Here is a 15,843-nt window from a genome sequence, read left to right on the forward strand (position 1 = left end):
CCGCATCCCTCGACCCACCGCCCTGAAAGGAATCGCTGTGACCCGTGTCGACGAGCATTCGAGAGCGCCCTTCCCGTTCCTCAGGCGAGTGCTGACGGGCGGTGTCGCAGCCGCGCTCGCCCTCGGGCTCGTCACGGGGAACGCCGGCCAGCCGGCGCAGGCCGCCGACGCCGCGCCGGCCTTCGGCGCGCCGGACTCCACCGCGGCGGACTACTACGGCGCCCTCCTGCGGCACACGCAGTGGGTGAACACCGTGTGGGACGCCTCCATCGGCGCGTACAAGCTCGCCGACTTCGACTTCGCCGTCGTCCTCGGGAACGCCGTCCTCGTGACACAGGGCGACTACGACGCCCAGCTCGCCGGGATCTCCGAGGAGGACCTGCGGCAGAAGACGGTCGCGACGATCAGGTACTACGCGGCCTCCAACCGGTTCGTCGATCCGAAGGGGACGTGGGGCAAGCGGCTGTTCTGGGACTCGACCTTCCAGTCGTACTTCCTCGACGCGGGGCGGCTGATGTGGGATCAGCTGGACAGCACGACCCAGGCGAACCTGAAGACGATCGCGGCCGGGCAGTCGACCTACACGGCAGACCTCGACTACGGGCGCGACCCAATGTCGGGCTCGTGGACGGCGGAGTGGCCGAACGGGCGGCACGAGGACGACACCGCGCTGGAGGAGTCCGGCGTGTACACGCAGGCGCTGGCGCCGGGCCTCGCCTGGGCGCCCGACTCCCCCGACGCCGGCCGGTGGGCGGAGCAGTTCGACGACTGGGCGCGCAACGCGGCCGGCCAGCCCGTCGCGGACGCGAACAATCCGGCCGTGGTGGGCGGGAAGCCGATCTCGTCGAACACGATGGACAACATCTACGACACCTATGTCGTGGACAACCACAACACGGTCGAGCCGCACTACCAGTCCGACATCTGGCGCTCGGGCGGCCGCAACGCCATCCAGTTCATCCTGAACGGACAGCCGATCCCGGAGATCCTGCTCCAGCAGCCGAACTCGGCGGAGCTGTGGAACTCGCTGAAGCTGTTCCTCTCCGGTCAGGGCGAGCCGTTCCAGCCGATGAAGGACGATCGCGAGTTCCTCTACGGACGCGACATCATTCCACTCGCGTTCCTGGGTCAGGTGCTCCGCGACCCCGACGCGGCACGAGCCGAGGCCGACATCGCCGGTTCCCTCGCCGCCTATCAGGGCTACGCGCCGGTCAACCGGCTGGCGAAGTTCTCGGGTGAGCCGAAGTACGAGCCGGAGGCGCGCGCCGAGATCGCGATCTCGTATCTTCTGCATGTCCATGCGGCGGAGTCGGCGGGCGGTGTCGTCGCACCCACACCCGAGGACCAGTTCTTCCAGCGGCTCTCGGGCGTCCGCGACTACGGCGCGCGCGCCGGGCTGACGGTTCAGCAGTCCTCAGCGGCCTGGGCGGCGGCGTCCAGCCGGGCGGGATACGTGAAGTTCCCCTGGGTGCCGGGCCACGACGACTGGCTCTTCGACGTCTCCGGTGCGACCCCGTTCCTCTACCCGACCCCGTCGGCGGCGGTCGGCACACGCAACGTCTCCGTGTACACGGCGCAGCGCGACGGGTTCGACGGCACGGCCTCGCTCTATCAGCTGGGCGGCGGCTACGCGGGCCAGGTGACGCTGCCGGACGGCTCGGCCGTCTACGCCTCCACGGGCGCCGGCCCGGACGACGGAAGCGTCCGGGTGCGCAACCTCGACATGTCCGGTTACGACGGTCTCGACGGATCGCGGACGTACTCGTCCGCGGAAGGCGACACGACCGCGACCCTTCCGGAGACGCACGTCGCCGACCCGGCCGATGCCAAGGCGGCCCGCGTCGATGACCTGGCCTTCGAGCCGGTCGGCGCACGCTACGTCCGGATACAGGGTCAGCAGGGCGACCCGACCTACGGCTACTCGCTCTACTCGCTCCACGTCTACGGCGACGGCTCCGCGACGGCGAAGGACCTGGCGGCCGGGAAGACCGCGACCGCGTCCAGCGAGGACGCGAAGAACGCTCACCTCGCCGCGCACGCCGTCGATGCGAGCGCCTCCACCCGGTGGGCGGTGTCGGTGGCCGACCGCACCCGGGCGGACTCCTGGATCCAGGTCGACCTCGGGTCGTCGCAGACGGTCTCGAACGTGCGTCTCGCGTGGGAGTCCAGCGCGGGCGCCCGCTACACGGTGCAGACCTCCGAGGACGGGACCCGGTGGACGACCCGGTCCGCCTACGGCGGAGCACCCGCCGACGTCAACGTGGCGCGGCTCGACACCGTGGACCTGACCCCGGCCGGTGCCACGGATCCGGGCCCGGTGACCGCACGCTTCGTGCGGATGCAGGGCGAGCAGGGTGACCCGGCCTACGGGTACTCGCTGTACCACCTCCGCGCACTGACCCCGGCGGGCGTCGACGCCGCAGCCGGTCGGCCGGCCAGCGCGTCGAGCGCCGACGGTTCGTATCCGGCGAGCGCCGTCACGGACGGCACAGCGACGACCCGGTGGGCCGTGTCGAAGGCCGATCGGACCAGGGCGGATTCCTGGGTGCAGGTCGATCTCGGCGCTCCGACCGCGATCTCGCAGGTGCAGCTCGGCTGGGAGAGCGCGGCAGGCCGTCAGTATCGCGTCCAGACGTCCCTCGACGGCGTGACCTGGCAGGATGCGGCGGCGTTCCGTTACACCGGCGACCAGATCCTCTCCAGCTCGGGAGACTGGCTCGATGTCGAGGGGAAGGCCGGCTTCGTCGTCCGGGGCTCCACGGCTCCGATCACGGTCTCGCGTGAGGGCGACGCGACCAACGTCATCCGGCTCGCGGATGGCACGGCGGGGGCGCGCCTGATCGAGATGCTCCCGGCGGACGCCGCGGTCACCCGGGCGAGGGCCGCCGCCGCAGAACCGACCACCGACGCCCCGGGCGTGCTCGTGAGCTCGCTCGGCGGGTACCTGACCGCGTTCAACCTCACCGGTGCGGACGTGAAGACCACGGTCGTCGTCCCGTACACCGGAGCGGCCGTCCCGCTGTATGCCGGGACGCAGCAGCTCGGTGCGCAGGCGTCGACGCTCGCGATCACCCTCCCGGCGGCGACGGCGGTCGTGCTCGCTCCCCGGGCGACGGTCCCGACGGCCTCGGCCGCGACGGGAACCCTCACCGCGACGCTCCCGGATGCTCGCACCGTGGAGCTGACCGGGTCGCCGGCGACCGTGGACGTGACGAACGTCGAGACCGGTGAGACGCGGGCGGCCACGATCGCTGCGCCCGCCGTGCCGACGGCGGCTGCAGGGCTCGCCTCCACTGCGACGCCTGCCGCTGCCGGCCCGGCCCCGAACGTCGTCGTGTTCGCGTCGGCGACCGCCTACCCCGTCGCCGACCTGGCGCTCAGCACCTTCACCTACCCCGCGTCCGTGCTCCCGGCCGGGATGACATCGCCCGGCCTCGCCGTCGATGGCGACGCGGCCACCGCGTGGGTGCCGGGACCCGGCGGACGGATGGTCACCGACCTCGGGTCCGTTCGCGCGATCGGGTTCGTCGCGACCGCGTGGGACGGCGCCGCCGTGCCCGACGCTCAGGTGGCCGTGAGCGACGACGGGATCACCTTCACCCCCGTCGGCACGATCGCCGGCGGCACGCGGACGGGGTCGCTGGAGGTCGCCGGGAACGCCCGCTACGTGGCGCTCACCACGCGGTGGCGGACAGGCGAAGCCGGCCTCACCGCCCTCCGTGTGCTGCCGCCGGGCGTGGCGGTCGACCAGCCGGGCGACGGCACCGGCCCGGGCGGCGATCCCGGCGAGGGGACCGGCCCCGGCGGCTCGACTCCGGGCGGTTCGACACCGGGCGGCACCGGCCACGGTTCCGACTCCGCCGGCCGGCACGACCCGGACGCGCTCTCCGCGACGGGCCTCAGCGTGGCCGCCGGCGCACTGCTCGCGGCGCTGCTCCTCGGCGCCGGCGCGGTGCTCCTCGTCCGGCGACGCAAGCGCACCGGCCGGGTGCACTGACGCCGTCGGCCCGCACGCGACCTATTCCGCCGGGGAGGCGTCGCCTTCCCGCACGTACGACGCGAGCGCCGGTCCCGGCTGAAGCACCCCGTTGACGATCGCCTGGATCGCGAACTCGCTCGCGCCGGCCAGGTCGATGGCGCCGGGCTGCAGCAGCCATTGCAGCTGCAGGCCGTCCATGACCGCGAGGATGGAGGCCGCCGCCTTGTCGATCGCGTGGGGATCGGTCACACCCTCTTGCGCGCAGAGCTCCCGGAAGGCGTCGTCGATCTCGCTGCGGAGGGTGCGGTAGCGGTCCTCGAAGTAGGTCTTGGCCGGGTGATCATCGGTGACGGACTCGGCGGAGAGCACGGTGTAGACCTGCACGATGCCCGGGCGCTCGGCGTTGCGGAGGGCCGTGCCGACCAGGTGCATGAAGAGCGCGGGACCGCCGGGGATGTGGCGGTCGGCGAGGTGGGCGACGTCGTCCTGGTCGCGGAACTCGATGACCTCGAGGAGCAGGTTCTGCTTGGAGCCGAAGTGGTGCAGCACGCCCGCGTGCGTGATGCCGACCTGCTCGGCGATGTCGGCGAGGGTGCCGTTGGTGGAGCCCTTGGTGCCGAAGACCTCGACGGCGGCGCGCAGGATGTCCTTGCGCTTGCGCTCTGTCTCGGGCCGCGGATTGACCGTACCGCCGGTGGTCGCCATCCCGCATCGTCCTTCGCTCGTGGTTGCGTGGCAGCCTACCACCCAGTAACCTCACGCTAACTTGCTTTCTGACCAGTAAGCAAGTTATGGTCACCGAACCACCTGCACCACGAGGCACAACGTCTGTGCCGTCACGAAGGAGAAGCAATGAGGCTTAAGAAGCTCGTGATCGCGGGATCCGCGATCCTCGCCATCGGCGCCCTGGCGCTGACCGGATGCTCGGGCTCCGGCTCGAACGCGTCCAGCGGATCGGGCGGCTCGCTCACGGTCGCCAAGCCGGACGGCGCCGCCGTCCTCGCGACCGAGATCAACAACCCGTTCATCGCCACGGGATCCGGCCAGTCGCTCGGCTACAACCGGATGATCTTCGAGCCGCTCGCCCTGGTCAACCCGGTCGGCAAGAACGAGACCACCCCGTGGCTCGCCTCGAAGGTCGAGTGGAACTCCGACTACACGCAGCTCACGGTGACGCCCCGCGAGGGCGTCAAGTGGAGCGACGGCAAGCCCTTCACGGCCGACGACATCGTCTACACCTTCAACCTCATCAAGAGCACGCCCGCTCTCGACCTCGCGGGCCTCAAGCTCGCGGACGTCAAGAAGGACGGGGACAACGTCGTCCTCAGCTTCACCGAGTCGAAGTTCGTCAAGCAGGGCGACGTGCTCCAGACGGCCATCGTGCCCGAGCACGTGTGGAAGAACATCTCCGACCCGACCAAGGACGCGGTCAAGGACGCGGTCGGCACCGGCCCGTACACGATCAAGACCTTCTCGTCGCAGGGCGTCGTGCTCAAGGCCCGCACCGACTACTGGGGCGGCAAGGTCCCGGTGGGCGAGCTGAAGTACCTCGAGTACAACGACAACACCGGCCTCCTCCGCGGTCTGCAGAACGGCGAGACCGACTGGGCGCAGATCTTCATCACCGACTACCAGAAGAACTACGTCGACAAGGACCCGAAGCACAACGTGTTCTGGGGCGCGAACGTGCTGAGCCCCGACATGATCGTGGTCAACACCACCAAGGCGCCGTTCGACAACGTCGCGTTCCGCAAGGCCGTCAACATGGTCGTCGACCGCAAGGCGCACGCCGAGAAGGCCCGCAGCAACGCCGGACCCGAGCTGAAGAACGTGACGGGCATCCCGCAGCCGACCGGTGACCAGTACATCGCCCCCGAGTACAAGGACACCGAGTTCACGGTCGACGTCGACGGCGCCAAGAAGGTCCTCACCGACGCCGGCTACACCTGGAAGGACGGCGCGCTGATCGACCCGTCCGGCAAGCCGGTCTCGTTCACGCTGCAGGACCCGCAGGGCTGGAACGACTACGTCACCGGCATCCAGCTGGTCGCCACGCAGGTCAAGTCCACGCTCGGCGCCGACGCCAAGGTCGCGACCCCGGACGCGGACACCTGGACCACCAACATCGCGACCGGCAACTTCGACGCCGCCCTGCACTGGTCCGGCTCCGGCTCGAACCCGTGGCACATCTACGACGACGTCATGAACGGCGCGTACCTCGACCAGGCCGCCGACGGCAAGGTCGCGGACAACTTCGGACGCTACAACAACCCGGAGGCGAACGCCCTCCTCAAGGAGTACGCGCAGGCCTCCGACGACGCGACCCGCACCGCGGCCCTGAACAAGATCCAGAAGATCTTCGTCGAGGACGTGCCGGCCATCGCGATCGGCACGCACCCGCAGCTCGCCGAGTACAACACCCGCAAGTACGTCGGGTGGCCGAGCGAGAGCGACCAGTACGCGACCGCCGACCCGACGCAGCCCTCGGCTGTGCAGGTGATCATGAAGCTGAAGCCCGCGAGCAAGTAATCCCCCAGCGCCCGGGGCGGGATCGTCCCCGATCCCGCCCCGGGCGCTTCGCGGTCAGCACGAAAGCGACGTACTCATGACAGACACCCTTCTCTCTGTGCGCGACTTCTCAGTCGTGTACGACGTGGATCCGCCGGTCCGGGCGGTGAAGAACGTCACCCTCGACATCAAGCGCGGCGAGATCGTCGGCCTCGCCGGCGAGAGCGGCTGCGGCAAGACGACCCTCGCCTACGGCGTGCAGCGCCTCCTGCGCCCGCCGGCCGTCATCACCGGCGGCAGCGTCGTCTTCCACGACAAGGACGGCGCGGACGTCGACATCAACTCCCTCGACGTGGAGCAGATGCGCCGGTTCCGCTGGGACAAGATCTCGATGGTCTTCCAGGGGGCGATGAACGCCCTCAACCCGGTCGCGACCATCGGCGCGCAGCTGGAGGACGTGTTCGAAGTCCACCGGCCCGACATGAACCGCGTCGAGCGCCGCAAAGCCGTCGTCGAACTGCTCGAGATCGTGAAGGTGGGCGGCCAGCGCCGCCGCTCCTACCCCCACGAGCTCTCCGGCGGCATGCGCCAGCGCGTCATGATCGCCATGGCGCTCGCGCTCCGCCCGCAGCTGATGGTGATGGACGAGCCCACCACCGCGCTGGACGTGCTCGTGCAGCGCGAGATCCTGCGGCAGATCTCCCAGCTCCGTCACGAGTTCGGCTTCTCGGTCGTCTTCATCACCCACGACCTCCCCCTGCTGCTGGAGATCAGCGACCGGATCGCGATCATGCGCGAGGGCGAGATCGTCGAGCTCGACACCGCCGAGCGCATCTGGAACGACCCCACCCACGAGTACACGCGCAAGCTCCTGGCCTCCTTCCCGCGGCTCACCGGAGAGAGAGGGGTGGTCGCGCGATGACGACCCTCGAGTTCACCAACGTCACCAAGATCTACAACGTCCGCGGCTCCGGACAGCTGAAGGCCCTCGACGACGTCAGCTTCACGCTCTCGTCGCACCAGACGATCGGCCTGGTCGGCCAGTCGGGAAGCGGCAAGTCGACGATCGCGAAGATCCTGACGCAGCTGGAGACCCCGACCAGCGGCCAGGTGCTGCTCGACGGGAAGCCGATCCCGCGCTCGGGCAAGCGGCTGAGGAAGTACCGCCAGCAGCTGCGCATGGTGTTCCAGGACCCGTTCGCCTCCCTGAACCCGTCGCACTCGATCCGCCACCACATCGAGCGCCCGCTGCGCCTCGACAACGTCGTCCCCAAGCGCGAGGTCGACGACGAGGTGCGCCGCCTCCTGGAGCGCGTGCGCCTGGACGCCGACGCCGTGATCGACCGCCGCCCGCACGAGCTCTCCGGCGGCCAGCGTCAGCGCGTGGCGATCGCCCGCGCCCTGGCCTCGCGCCCCGCCCTGCTGGTGGCCGACGAACCCGTCTCGATGCTGGACGTCTCCATCCGCCTCGGCGTGCTCAACCTGCTCGCGGACCTGCAGCGGGAGGAGGGGCTCGGCGTCCTCTACATCACGCACGACCTGGCGACGGCCCGGCACTTCAGCGACGAGATCATGGTGCTCAACCAGGGCAGAGTCGTCGAGCGCGGCACCGCCGACGACGTCATCCTGCACCCGCAGGACCCGTACACGCGCGAGCTGCGCGCCGCGTCGCCCGACCCCGAGAAGCACTTCCGGGAGCTGGCGGCCCAGACCCCGTCGGCAGCACCGTCGTCGGCGGCGGCTCGGACTCCTCTGACCACACAGACCTCGGGAGGTGCGCAGTGAGCGCCGAATCGCAGACCTCGGTCGACCCGACGCTCGTCGGCACGACCGCCGCCGGTACCGAGCGCCGCCGCTCGCGCATCCCGTGGCGCTTCATTGGCGGCCGCGTGGCCTTCTACGCGTTCACCCTGTGGGCGGCGATCACCGTCAACTTCTTCATCCCCCGTCTGATGAAGGGCGACGCGGTCGACTCCTTCATGGCGCGCAGCCAGGGCCAGCTGACCCCGGACGCCGAGAAAGCCCTCCGGGCGCTGTTCGGCCTCGACAAGTCCGTGCCGCTCTGGGACCAGTACGTCAACTACTGGAACATGCTGCTGCACGGCAACCTGGGCGTCTCGATCTCCACCGGCATGGCCCCGGTCGGCGACGCGATCGCCTCGGCGCTCCCGTGGACCCTCGGCCTCGTCGGCGTCGCCACGATCATCTCGTTCGTGATCGGAACCGGCCTGGGTGCGGTCATCGGCTGGAAGCGCGGCAGCGGCCTCGACGCGTTCGTGCCGGTCACGACCTTCCTCGGCACCATCCCCTACTTCTGGCTCGGTCTCATCTTCATCGCGATCTTCTCGACCACACTCGGCTGGTTCCCGGCCGGGCACGCGTACGAGGTCGGCGTCGAACCGGGCTGGAACGGCGAGTTCATCTCCGAAGTCGTCTCCCACGCCGTGCTCCCGGTGGTCACCATCGTGGTCGTCTCGCTCGGCGGCTGGGTGCTCGGGATGCGCAACATGATGCTGACCGTGCTCGACGAGGACTACATCACCGTCGCGCAGGCGAAGGGCATGCCGAACCGGCGCGTGCTGTGGCGCTACGCCGCCCGCAACGCGGTGCTCCCGCAAATCCAGAGCTTCGCGCTCGCCCTCGGCTTCATCGTCGGCGGCACGCTCGTCATGGAGATGGTGTTCTCCTACCCCGGCATCGGCCTGCTGCTGCTCAACGCGACCAACGCGAAGGACTACGCCCTGATGCAGGGCATCTTCCTCGTCCTCGTGCTGGCCGTGCTGGTCGCGAACATCATCGCCGACATCGCCTACGCCATCCTCGACCCGCGCACCCGTCAGACGGAGGCCTGATCATGACCATCCCCGCAGAGAGCACGTTCCCCACCGAGAACGCACCGGCGCCCGACCAGCCGATCGGCGTGGGGGCGCCGGAGACGGCGGCCTTCCTGGCCGGGCGTCCGCACGCCCCGCAGGAGCCGGCGCCGCGCAAGACATTCTGGTCACAGCTGAAGGTGTCGCTCGCGATGTTCAGCAACCCGAAGTCGGCCACCGGCCTGATCATCCTCGGGGTGTTCATCCTCGTCGCGATCTTCGCTCCCCTGATCGCCCCGTACGACCCGCAGGCGCAGAACCTCGACGAGACCCTCCAGCCGCCGTCGTTCCAGCACCTGCTCGGCACGACGCACATCGGCCAGGACGTCTTCAGCCAGATCGTCTACGGCACGCGCGGTGTGCTCATCGTCGGATTCCTCGCGACGATCATGGCGACCATCGTCGCGATCGCCGTCGGTGTGACCGCCGGCTACCTGCGCGGCTGGAAGAGCGAGTCCCTGTCGGCACTGTCCAACGTGTTCCTCGTCATCCCCGGCCTGCCGCTGATGATCATCATCGCGTCGCAGTTCCAGGACCCGCCGTTGATCGTCATCGCCGCCGTGCTCGGCCTGACGGGATGGGCGTGGGGGGCCCGCGTGCTGCGCGCGCAGACCATGTCGCTGCGCAACCGCGACTTCATCCAGGCGGCGCGCGCCAACGGCGAGCCGCTGCACCGCATCATCCTGGTCGAGATGCTGCCGAACCTGATGGCGCTCATCGCCTCCAGCTTCGTCGGCACGATGACGGCCGCCGTCCTGGGGCTCACCACCCTGGCGTTCATCGGGGTCATCCCGGTGTCGAACCTCAACTGGGGCACCGTGCTGTTCTGGGCGCAGCAGAACAACGCGTTCCCGGACTACTGGTGGTGGTACGTCCCCGCCGGTCTGTGCATCGCGCTGCTCGGCGTGGCGCTCGCACTGGTCAACTTCGGCATCGACGAGTACGTCAACCCCCGCCTGCGCTCGGCGGGCGAGCGCGCCCGCGCGCTGAAGAAGAAGGGCCTGAACATCAACGCGACCGTCACCCAGGTGCGCACCGGTGCCGACGCACCCGACGCCCCGGCGAACTCCACGTCGTCCTCCGCCCGCTCCTCGACGGAAGGCGTCACCGAATGACGTCGACCCTTCCCGAGACCGCATCTCCCACGCTCCCGTACCAGGACCCGTCGCTGACGACGGCCGAGCGGGTCGACGACCTGCTCGGCCGCATGACGGTGGAGGAGAAGGTCGGGCAGATGCTGCAGCTGGACGCGCGCGACGACCTGCGCGACCACGTGCTGCGCCGCCACGTCGGCTCGATCCTGCACACCTCCCCGGAGCGCATCCTCGAGGCGAACCGGCTCACAGCCGAGACCCGCCTGCGCATCCCGCTGCTCGTCGGTGAGGACTGCATCCACGGCCACTCGTTCTGGCCCGGCGCGACGATCTACCCCACCCAGCTCGGCATGGCCGCGTCGTGGGACGCGGAGCTGATCGAGCGCGTCGCCCGGGCGACGGCCGAAGAGGTCGCGGTGACCGGCGTGCACTGGACCTTCTCTCCCGTGCTGTGCATCGCCCGCGACCTCCGCTGGGGGCGCATCAGCGAGACGTTCGGCGAAGATCCGTACCTGATCGGCGAGCTCGCGAGCGCGATGGTCCGCGGCTACCAGGGCGACGGGCTCGAGGACCCGACCGCGATCCTCGCGACCGCGAAGCATTTCGCCGGATACTCCGAGACGCAGGGCGGCCGGGACGCGAGCGAGGCCGACATCTCGCGGCGCAAGCTGCGGAGCTGGTTCCTGCCGCCGTTCGAGCGTGTGGCCCGTGAGGGCTGCCGCACGTTCATGCTCGGCTACCAGAGCACCGACGGCGTTCCGATCACCGTGAACGACTGGCTGCTCAGCGAGGTGCTGCGCGGCGAGTGGGGCTACACCGGCACCCTCATCACCGACTGGGACAACGTGGGCCGCATGGTCTGGGAGCAGAAGGTGCAGCCCGACTACGCGCACGCCGCCGCGGCCGCGGTGAAGGCCGGCAACGACATGGTGATGACGACTCCTCTCTTCTATGAAGGGGCGCTGGAGGCCGTCGCACAGGGGCTCCTGGACGAGGACGCCTTCGACGCGGCCGTCGGGCGCATCCTGACCCTGAAGTTCGACCTCGGCCTGTTCGAGGACCCGCGCCTGCCCGCCCCCGACCTCGACACGGTGGTCGGGAGCGCCGCGCACGCGGACCTGAACCTCGAGGTCGCCCGGCGCTCGCTCGTCCTGCTGGAGAACGACGGCACCCTGCCGATCGCGGCGGACTCCTCCGCGCCGGTGCGCGTCGCCGTCGTCGGCCCGCTCGCCGACGACGCGCAGACCCAGCTCGGCGACTGGGCCGGCGGGTCGGGCCAGGCCGGCTGGCTCGACGGCCAGCCGCGCGAGATGATCACGACCGTGCTCGACGGCCTCCGCGCCATCGACGGCCTCAGCGTGCGCCACGCCCGCGGCGCCGACATCCTGACGCTGGAGGACGACCCCGCCGGCCGCACGTTCCCGGACGGCCAGCCGCGGCCTCCGGTGGTCGTGCCCAGCGCGCCCGACCGGCCGCTGATCGACGAGGCCGTGGCCGCCGCCGAGCAGTCGGACGTCGTGGTCGCCGTGGTCGGCGACCGCATCGAGCTGATCGGCGAGGGCCGCTCCACCGCGACGCTGGAGTTGATCGGCGGCCAGAACGCCCTGCTCGACGCACTGATCGCGACGGGGAAGCCCGTCGTCGTGATCCTGCTCGCCTCGAAGCCGCTCGTGCTGCCCGCCTCCGTCGCACGGGCCGCCGCCGTGGTCTGGGCCGCGAACCCGGGCATGCAGGGTGGACGGGCGCTGGCCGAGCTGCTCACCGGCCGCATCGAGCCGTCGGGCCGCCTGCCGATCTCGTTCGCGCGCCACGTCGGCCAGCAGCCGACGTACTACAACCAGATCCGCGGCCAGCACGGCGACCGCTACGCCGACCTCACCCAGGCGCCGGCGTGGGCGTTCGGCCAGGGGCGCTCGTACACCACGGTCGAGTACACCGACCTCGCCCTCGAGCGCACCGACGTCGGGGCCGGCGACGACATCGTGGCGGAGGTCACCGTGAGCAACACCGGCGACCGCCCGGTGCGCGAGACGGTGCAGGTGTACGTGCGCGACGCGGTCACCAGCGTGAGCTGGGCCGACAGGGAGCTGAAGGCGCACCGGCAGGTCGACCTCGCCCCGGGCGAGTCGGCGCGCGTGAGGCTGATCCTCCCGGTCGCGGAGTGCTCCATCGTGGACGCGGCCGGCGACCGTGGCGTGGAGCCGGGTGCGTTCGAACTGCTCGTCGGCTCGTCCTCCCGCGAGATCGACCTCCTGGCCGCGCCGTTCGAGGTGCACTGACCCCGTCGGCGGCGGGGCGCGGGACGCTGTCCGACCCCGTGCCTCCGCCGACCGGCACCCGATAGGCTGTCCCCGTGCTTCTCTCCGATCGCGACATCAAGGCCGAGCTCGGCGCCGGACGGATCGCCCTGGAGCCGTTCGACTCCCAGATGATCCAGCCGTCGAGCATCGACGTGCGGCTGGACCGGTTCTTCCGGTTGTTCGACAACCACAAGTATCCGTTCATCGACCCGTCGGAGGACCAGCCCGAACTGACCCGGTTCGTCGAGGTGGAGGCGGACCAGCCGTTCATCCTGCACCCGGGCGAGTTCGTGCTCGGCTCGACCTACGAGCTGGTGTCCCTGCCGGACGACGTCGCCGCGCGGCTGGAGGGCAAGAGCTCCCTCGGGCGCCTCGGGCTGCTGACGCACTCGACCGCCGGATTCATCGACCCCGGTTTCTCCGGTCACGTGACGCTCGAGCTCAGCAACGTCGCGACCCTGCCCATCAAGCTCTGGCCGGGCATGAAGATCGGCCAGATGTGCTTCTTCCGTCTCACCTCGCCGGCCGAGCGGCCGTACGGGTCGAGCGAGTACAGCTCCCGCTACCAGGGGCAGCGGGGGCCGACGGCCTCGCGGTCGTTCCTCAACTTCCACCGGACCGACGTGTCCGGCACCGAGGCCGGACGCCCCTCCAGCTGACCCGGCCCCGGCGATTCCGACCGACCTCGACCGACCCTCGACCCGGGAGGCGCACCATGAGCGAGACGACCGACGCCGACTTCGCGCGTGCACTGATCGCGACGGGGCCCACCCCGGTGCGGCCGCAGCGCATGCACCTCTTCGGGCAGCTCGTCGGCAGCTGGCGCGCCGAGTGCCGCTTCCTCGACGAGGAGTCGGGGGCGTGGAGCGAGTTCGCCACCGACTGGCTCTTCGCCTACACCCTCGGCGGCCGCGCGGTGCAGGACGTGCTGGTCGCCCCGAGCGCGACCGACCCCACCCGCATGGAGTCGAAGGGGACGACGGTGCGCGTCTACGACCCCGTGCTGGGCGCGTGGCGGGTGAGCTGGTTCGGAGCCGTCGCCGGTGATTTCTGCACCCTGGTCGCCACCGGGCACCGCGACGGCATCCGCCAGGACGGCACGCAGACCGATGGCCGCCCCATCCGCTGGAACTTCTCCTCCATCACCGAGGACTCCTTCGAGTGGGACGGCTGGGTCTCCGACGACGAGGGCCGCACCTGGTGGCTCGAACAGCACATCGACGCCACCCGCACCGGCTGACCGGCCCCGCCCGTCCGGCGTGACCCAGGGGTCGCGAACTGCCGCTTCGGCGCCCCCTTTCCGGCGGAATGCGACCCTTGTGGGGCGCACCGCGCAGGGGTCGCATTCTGCCGGAATGCGCGCGCCAGAGCGGCGGAATGCGTCCCCTGTGTCGGGCGCGACGGAAAGGGTCGGTTAGGCGATCCAGGCGGCGGTGGCGCCGGTGACGCGGGAGCCGTCGAGGTCGGCGAGCTTGAGGCCGACGAAGGCACGCGCGGCGTCGGAGGTCTGCACGCGGAACGGCGGCGCGTCCTCCGTGAGCACGCGCCCGATGACGGCGGCGACGTCGGCCGGCTGCTGCGCGGCGTCGAACGCGCCCGCAGTGCGCTCCAGGTAGGCGGCGAGCAGCGGCGCGTAGTCGCCCGCGGAGGCGAGCGCGGCATCCCGGCCCTCGGTCGCGTTGGCGACGAACTCGCTCGCGACGGCGCCGGGCTCGATCACGACGACCGCGACGCCGAGCGCCGCGGCGACGGGGTGGAGGCTCTCCATGAATCCCTCGACGGCGAACTTGGCGGCGCAGTACGCGTCGTTGAACGGCTGGCCGACGATCCCGCCGACGCTCGACACCGTCACCACGCGACCGCCGGAGGCGCGCAGGGCGGGGAGAGCGGCCTGGGTGAGTTGCACCACGCCGAAGAAGTTGACCTCCATCGCCGCGCGGACGCGGTCGATCCCCATGATCTCGGCGGTGCCGAGGGCTGCGGCACCCGCGTTGTTGACGAGCGCGTCCAGGTGGCCGCGCTCGGCGGCGACCAGCGCGACGAGCGCAGCGGAGGCCGCCCCGTCGGTCACATCCAGAGCGCGGATGTCGAGGGAGACGCCGGCCGTGGCGGCAGCGTCGCGCAGGCGGTCCGCGCGGGCGACGTCGCGCACCGTGGCGACGACATCCCACCCGCCGCGGGCGAGGGTCACCGCCGTCTCGAGTCCGATGCCGGTGGAGGTTCCGGTGACGAGGGCGACCGGAGCGCTGGAGGAGTTCATGGTCCCAGCATGCTCCTTCGAGTGCGCTCGAGGTCAAACGGTGGGCGGTCTGTGCCCCGAGTCGCTCCGTGGGCGTACGGATTCTCTGGGCGGAATACGCCGCGGCGAGTTATCCACAGGAGATTTCACAGGTGGAAAATATGAGCCGTTCTCACAGCTGGCCCGAAGGTTCGCCATCCGGCGAGGCGTAGAGGGCGGGGAGCTGCAGGGTCAGCCACGGGCTGAAGGCCCATGGCGTCGCCTCCACGGCAGCGAGAAGCGTGCGCGGGTCGACCCATTCCCACTCCGCGACCTCGGCGGCGGAGGGTGCCAGCTCGCCCGCGATCGTGGCGGTGTAGACCGGGCAGATCTCGTACTCGACGATGCCGCCGGCATCGACTGCGCGGTAGCGGAAGTCCGGGAGTGCGACGACGACGTTCTCGATGGTCGTCCCGAGCTCGTCGCCGGCGCGCCGCGCGATCGCGTCCGCGAACGACTCGCCGGGGCCGGGATGCCCGCAGAACGAGTTCGTCCACACTCCGGGCCACGTGGCTTTGCCGAGCGCCCGCCGGGTGACCAGGATGCGCCCCTCGCCGTCGAAGAGATGGCACGAGAAGGCGAGGTGCAGGGGAGTGTCCGTGGTGTGGACGGTGGCCTTGTCGGCCGTCCCGATCGGCGTCCCGTCCTCGGCCAGCAGGACGACCTCTTCCCGGGGTGGCGTCATGCGTCCATCCTAGGCTCGCGGGGAGGCGCGGGCGCGGGGCGGTGCACCGGCAGGGTTGCGGGATGCGATGTATGCGCATACACTCTCACGAAACCTCAACCGACGGTGCCCGTGCGCTGCTGCGCG

General features: G+C 70.5%; 12 protein-coding genes. 9 read left to right on the forward strand and 3 right to left on the reverse strand.

What is annotated here, in order from left to right:
• The first annotated feature begins 37 nt into the window (after nt 1–37).
• Nucleotides 38–3,997, forward strand: coding sequence for a discoidin domain-containing protein (locus tag LLS1_RS02080; RefSeq protein WP_226653374.1), 3,960 nt, complete (start codon nt 38–40; stop codon nt 3,995–3,997).
• Between the two features lie 21 nt (nt 3,998–4,018).
• Here LLS1_RS02080 and LLS1_RS02085 read toward each other — a convergent pair whose 3' ends face one another.
• Nucleotides 4,019–4,684: a TetR/AcrR family transcriptional regulator gene (locus LLS1_RS02085; protein WP_226653375.1), complete on the reverse strand. Its 666-nt coding sequence runs from the start codon at nt 4,682–4,684 to the stop codon at nt 4,019–4,021.
• Between the two features lie 147 nt (nt 4,685–4,831).
• On the opposite strand from LLS1_RS02085, the gene LLS1_RS02090 reads away from it, so the two are divergent.
• From LLS1_RS02090 to LLS1_RS02125, 8 genes are all read left to right on the forward strand, one after another.
• Nucleotides 4,832–6,508 carry an ABC transporter substrate-binding protein gene (locus LLS1_RS02090; protein ID WP_226653376.1) on the forward strand — a complete coding sequence of 559 codons (1,677 nt, stop codon included), beginning with the start codon at nt 4,832–4,834 and terminating at the stop codon, nt 6,506–6,508.
• A gap of 76 nt (nt 6,509–6,584) precedes the next feature.
• On the forward strand, nt 6,585–7,409 hold the full coding sequence (locus tag LLS1_RS02095; RefSeq protein WP_226653377.1) for an ABC transporter ATP-binding protein: 825 nt from the start codon (nt 6,585–6,587) through the stop codon (nt 7,407–7,409).
• Nucleotides 7,406–8,272: an ABC transporter ATP-binding protein gene (locus LLS1_RS02100; protein WP_226653378.1), complete on the forward strand. Its 867-nt coding sequence runs from the start codon at nt 7,406–7,408 to the stop codon at nt 8,270–8,272. The genes LLS1_RS02095 and LLS1_RS02100 overlap by 4 nt, the downstream gene beginning before the upstream one ends.
• The gene (locus tag LLS1_RS02105; protein ID WP_226653379.1) at nt 8,269–9,339 is read left to right on the forward strand and encodes an ABC transporter permease; all 1,071 of its coding nucleotides are present in this window, start codon (nt 8,269–8,271) and stop codon (nt 9,337–9,339) included. The genes LLS1_RS02100 and LLS1_RS02105 overlap by 4 nt, the downstream gene beginning before the upstream one ends.
• A 2-nt stretch (nt 9,340–9,341) precedes the next feature.
• Nucleotides 9,342–10,475 (forward strand): ABC transporter permease, encoded by a 1,134-nt coding sequence (locus tag LLS1_RS02110; RefSeq protein WP_374758228.1) that lies wholly within the window; start codon nt 9,342–9,344, stop codon nt 10,473–10,475.
• Nucleotides 10,472–12,733, forward strand: a complete 2,262-nt coding sequence (locus LLS1_RS02115) for a glycoside hydrolase family 3 N-terminal domain-containing protein (protein WP_226653380.1) — start codon at nt 10,472–10,474, stop codon at nt 12,731–12,733. Before LLS1_RS02110 ends, LLS1_RS02115 begins: the two co-directional genes overlap by 4 nt.
• A gap of 74 nt (nt 12,734–12,807) precedes the next feature.
• Entirely contained in the window at nt 12,808–13,413 is a 606-nt protein-coding gene (gene dcd, locus LLS1_RS02120; RefSeq protein WP_223358400.1) for a dCTP deaminase, read from the forward strand.
• Between the two features lie 56 nt (nt 13,414–13,469).
• Nucleotides 13,470–13,994, forward strand: a complete 525-nt coding sequence (locus tag LLS1_RS02125; protein WP_223358399.1) for a hypothetical protein — start codon at nt 13,470–13,472, stop codon at nt 13,992–13,994.
• Nucleotides 13,995–14,168: 174 nt separating this feature from the next.
• On the opposite strand, the gene LLS1_RS02130 is transcribed toward LLS1_RS02125, so the two are convergent.
• Together LLS1_RS02130 and idi are read right to left on the reverse strand one after the other, a co-directional pair.
• Nucleotides 14,169–15,014, reverse strand: coding sequence for an SDR family NAD(P)-dependent oxidoreductase (locus LLS1_RS02130; RefSeq protein WP_226653381.1), 846 nt, complete (start codon nt 15,012–15,014; stop codon nt 14,169–14,171).
• 151 nt (nt 15,015–15,165) lie between these two features.
• Nucleotides 15,166–15,717 (reverse strand): isopentenyl-diphosphate Delta-isomerase, encoded by a 552-nt coding sequence (gene idi, locus LLS1_RS02135; protein WP_226653382.1) that lies wholly within the window; start codon nt 15,715–15,717, stop codon nt 15,166–15,168.
• Nucleotides 15,718–15,843: the final 126 nt, after the last annotated feature.

Source organism: Leifsonia sp. LS1 (assembly GCF_020521355.1).
GTDB lineage: Bacteria > Actinomycetota > Actinomycetes > Actinomycetales > Microbacteriaceae > Leifsonia.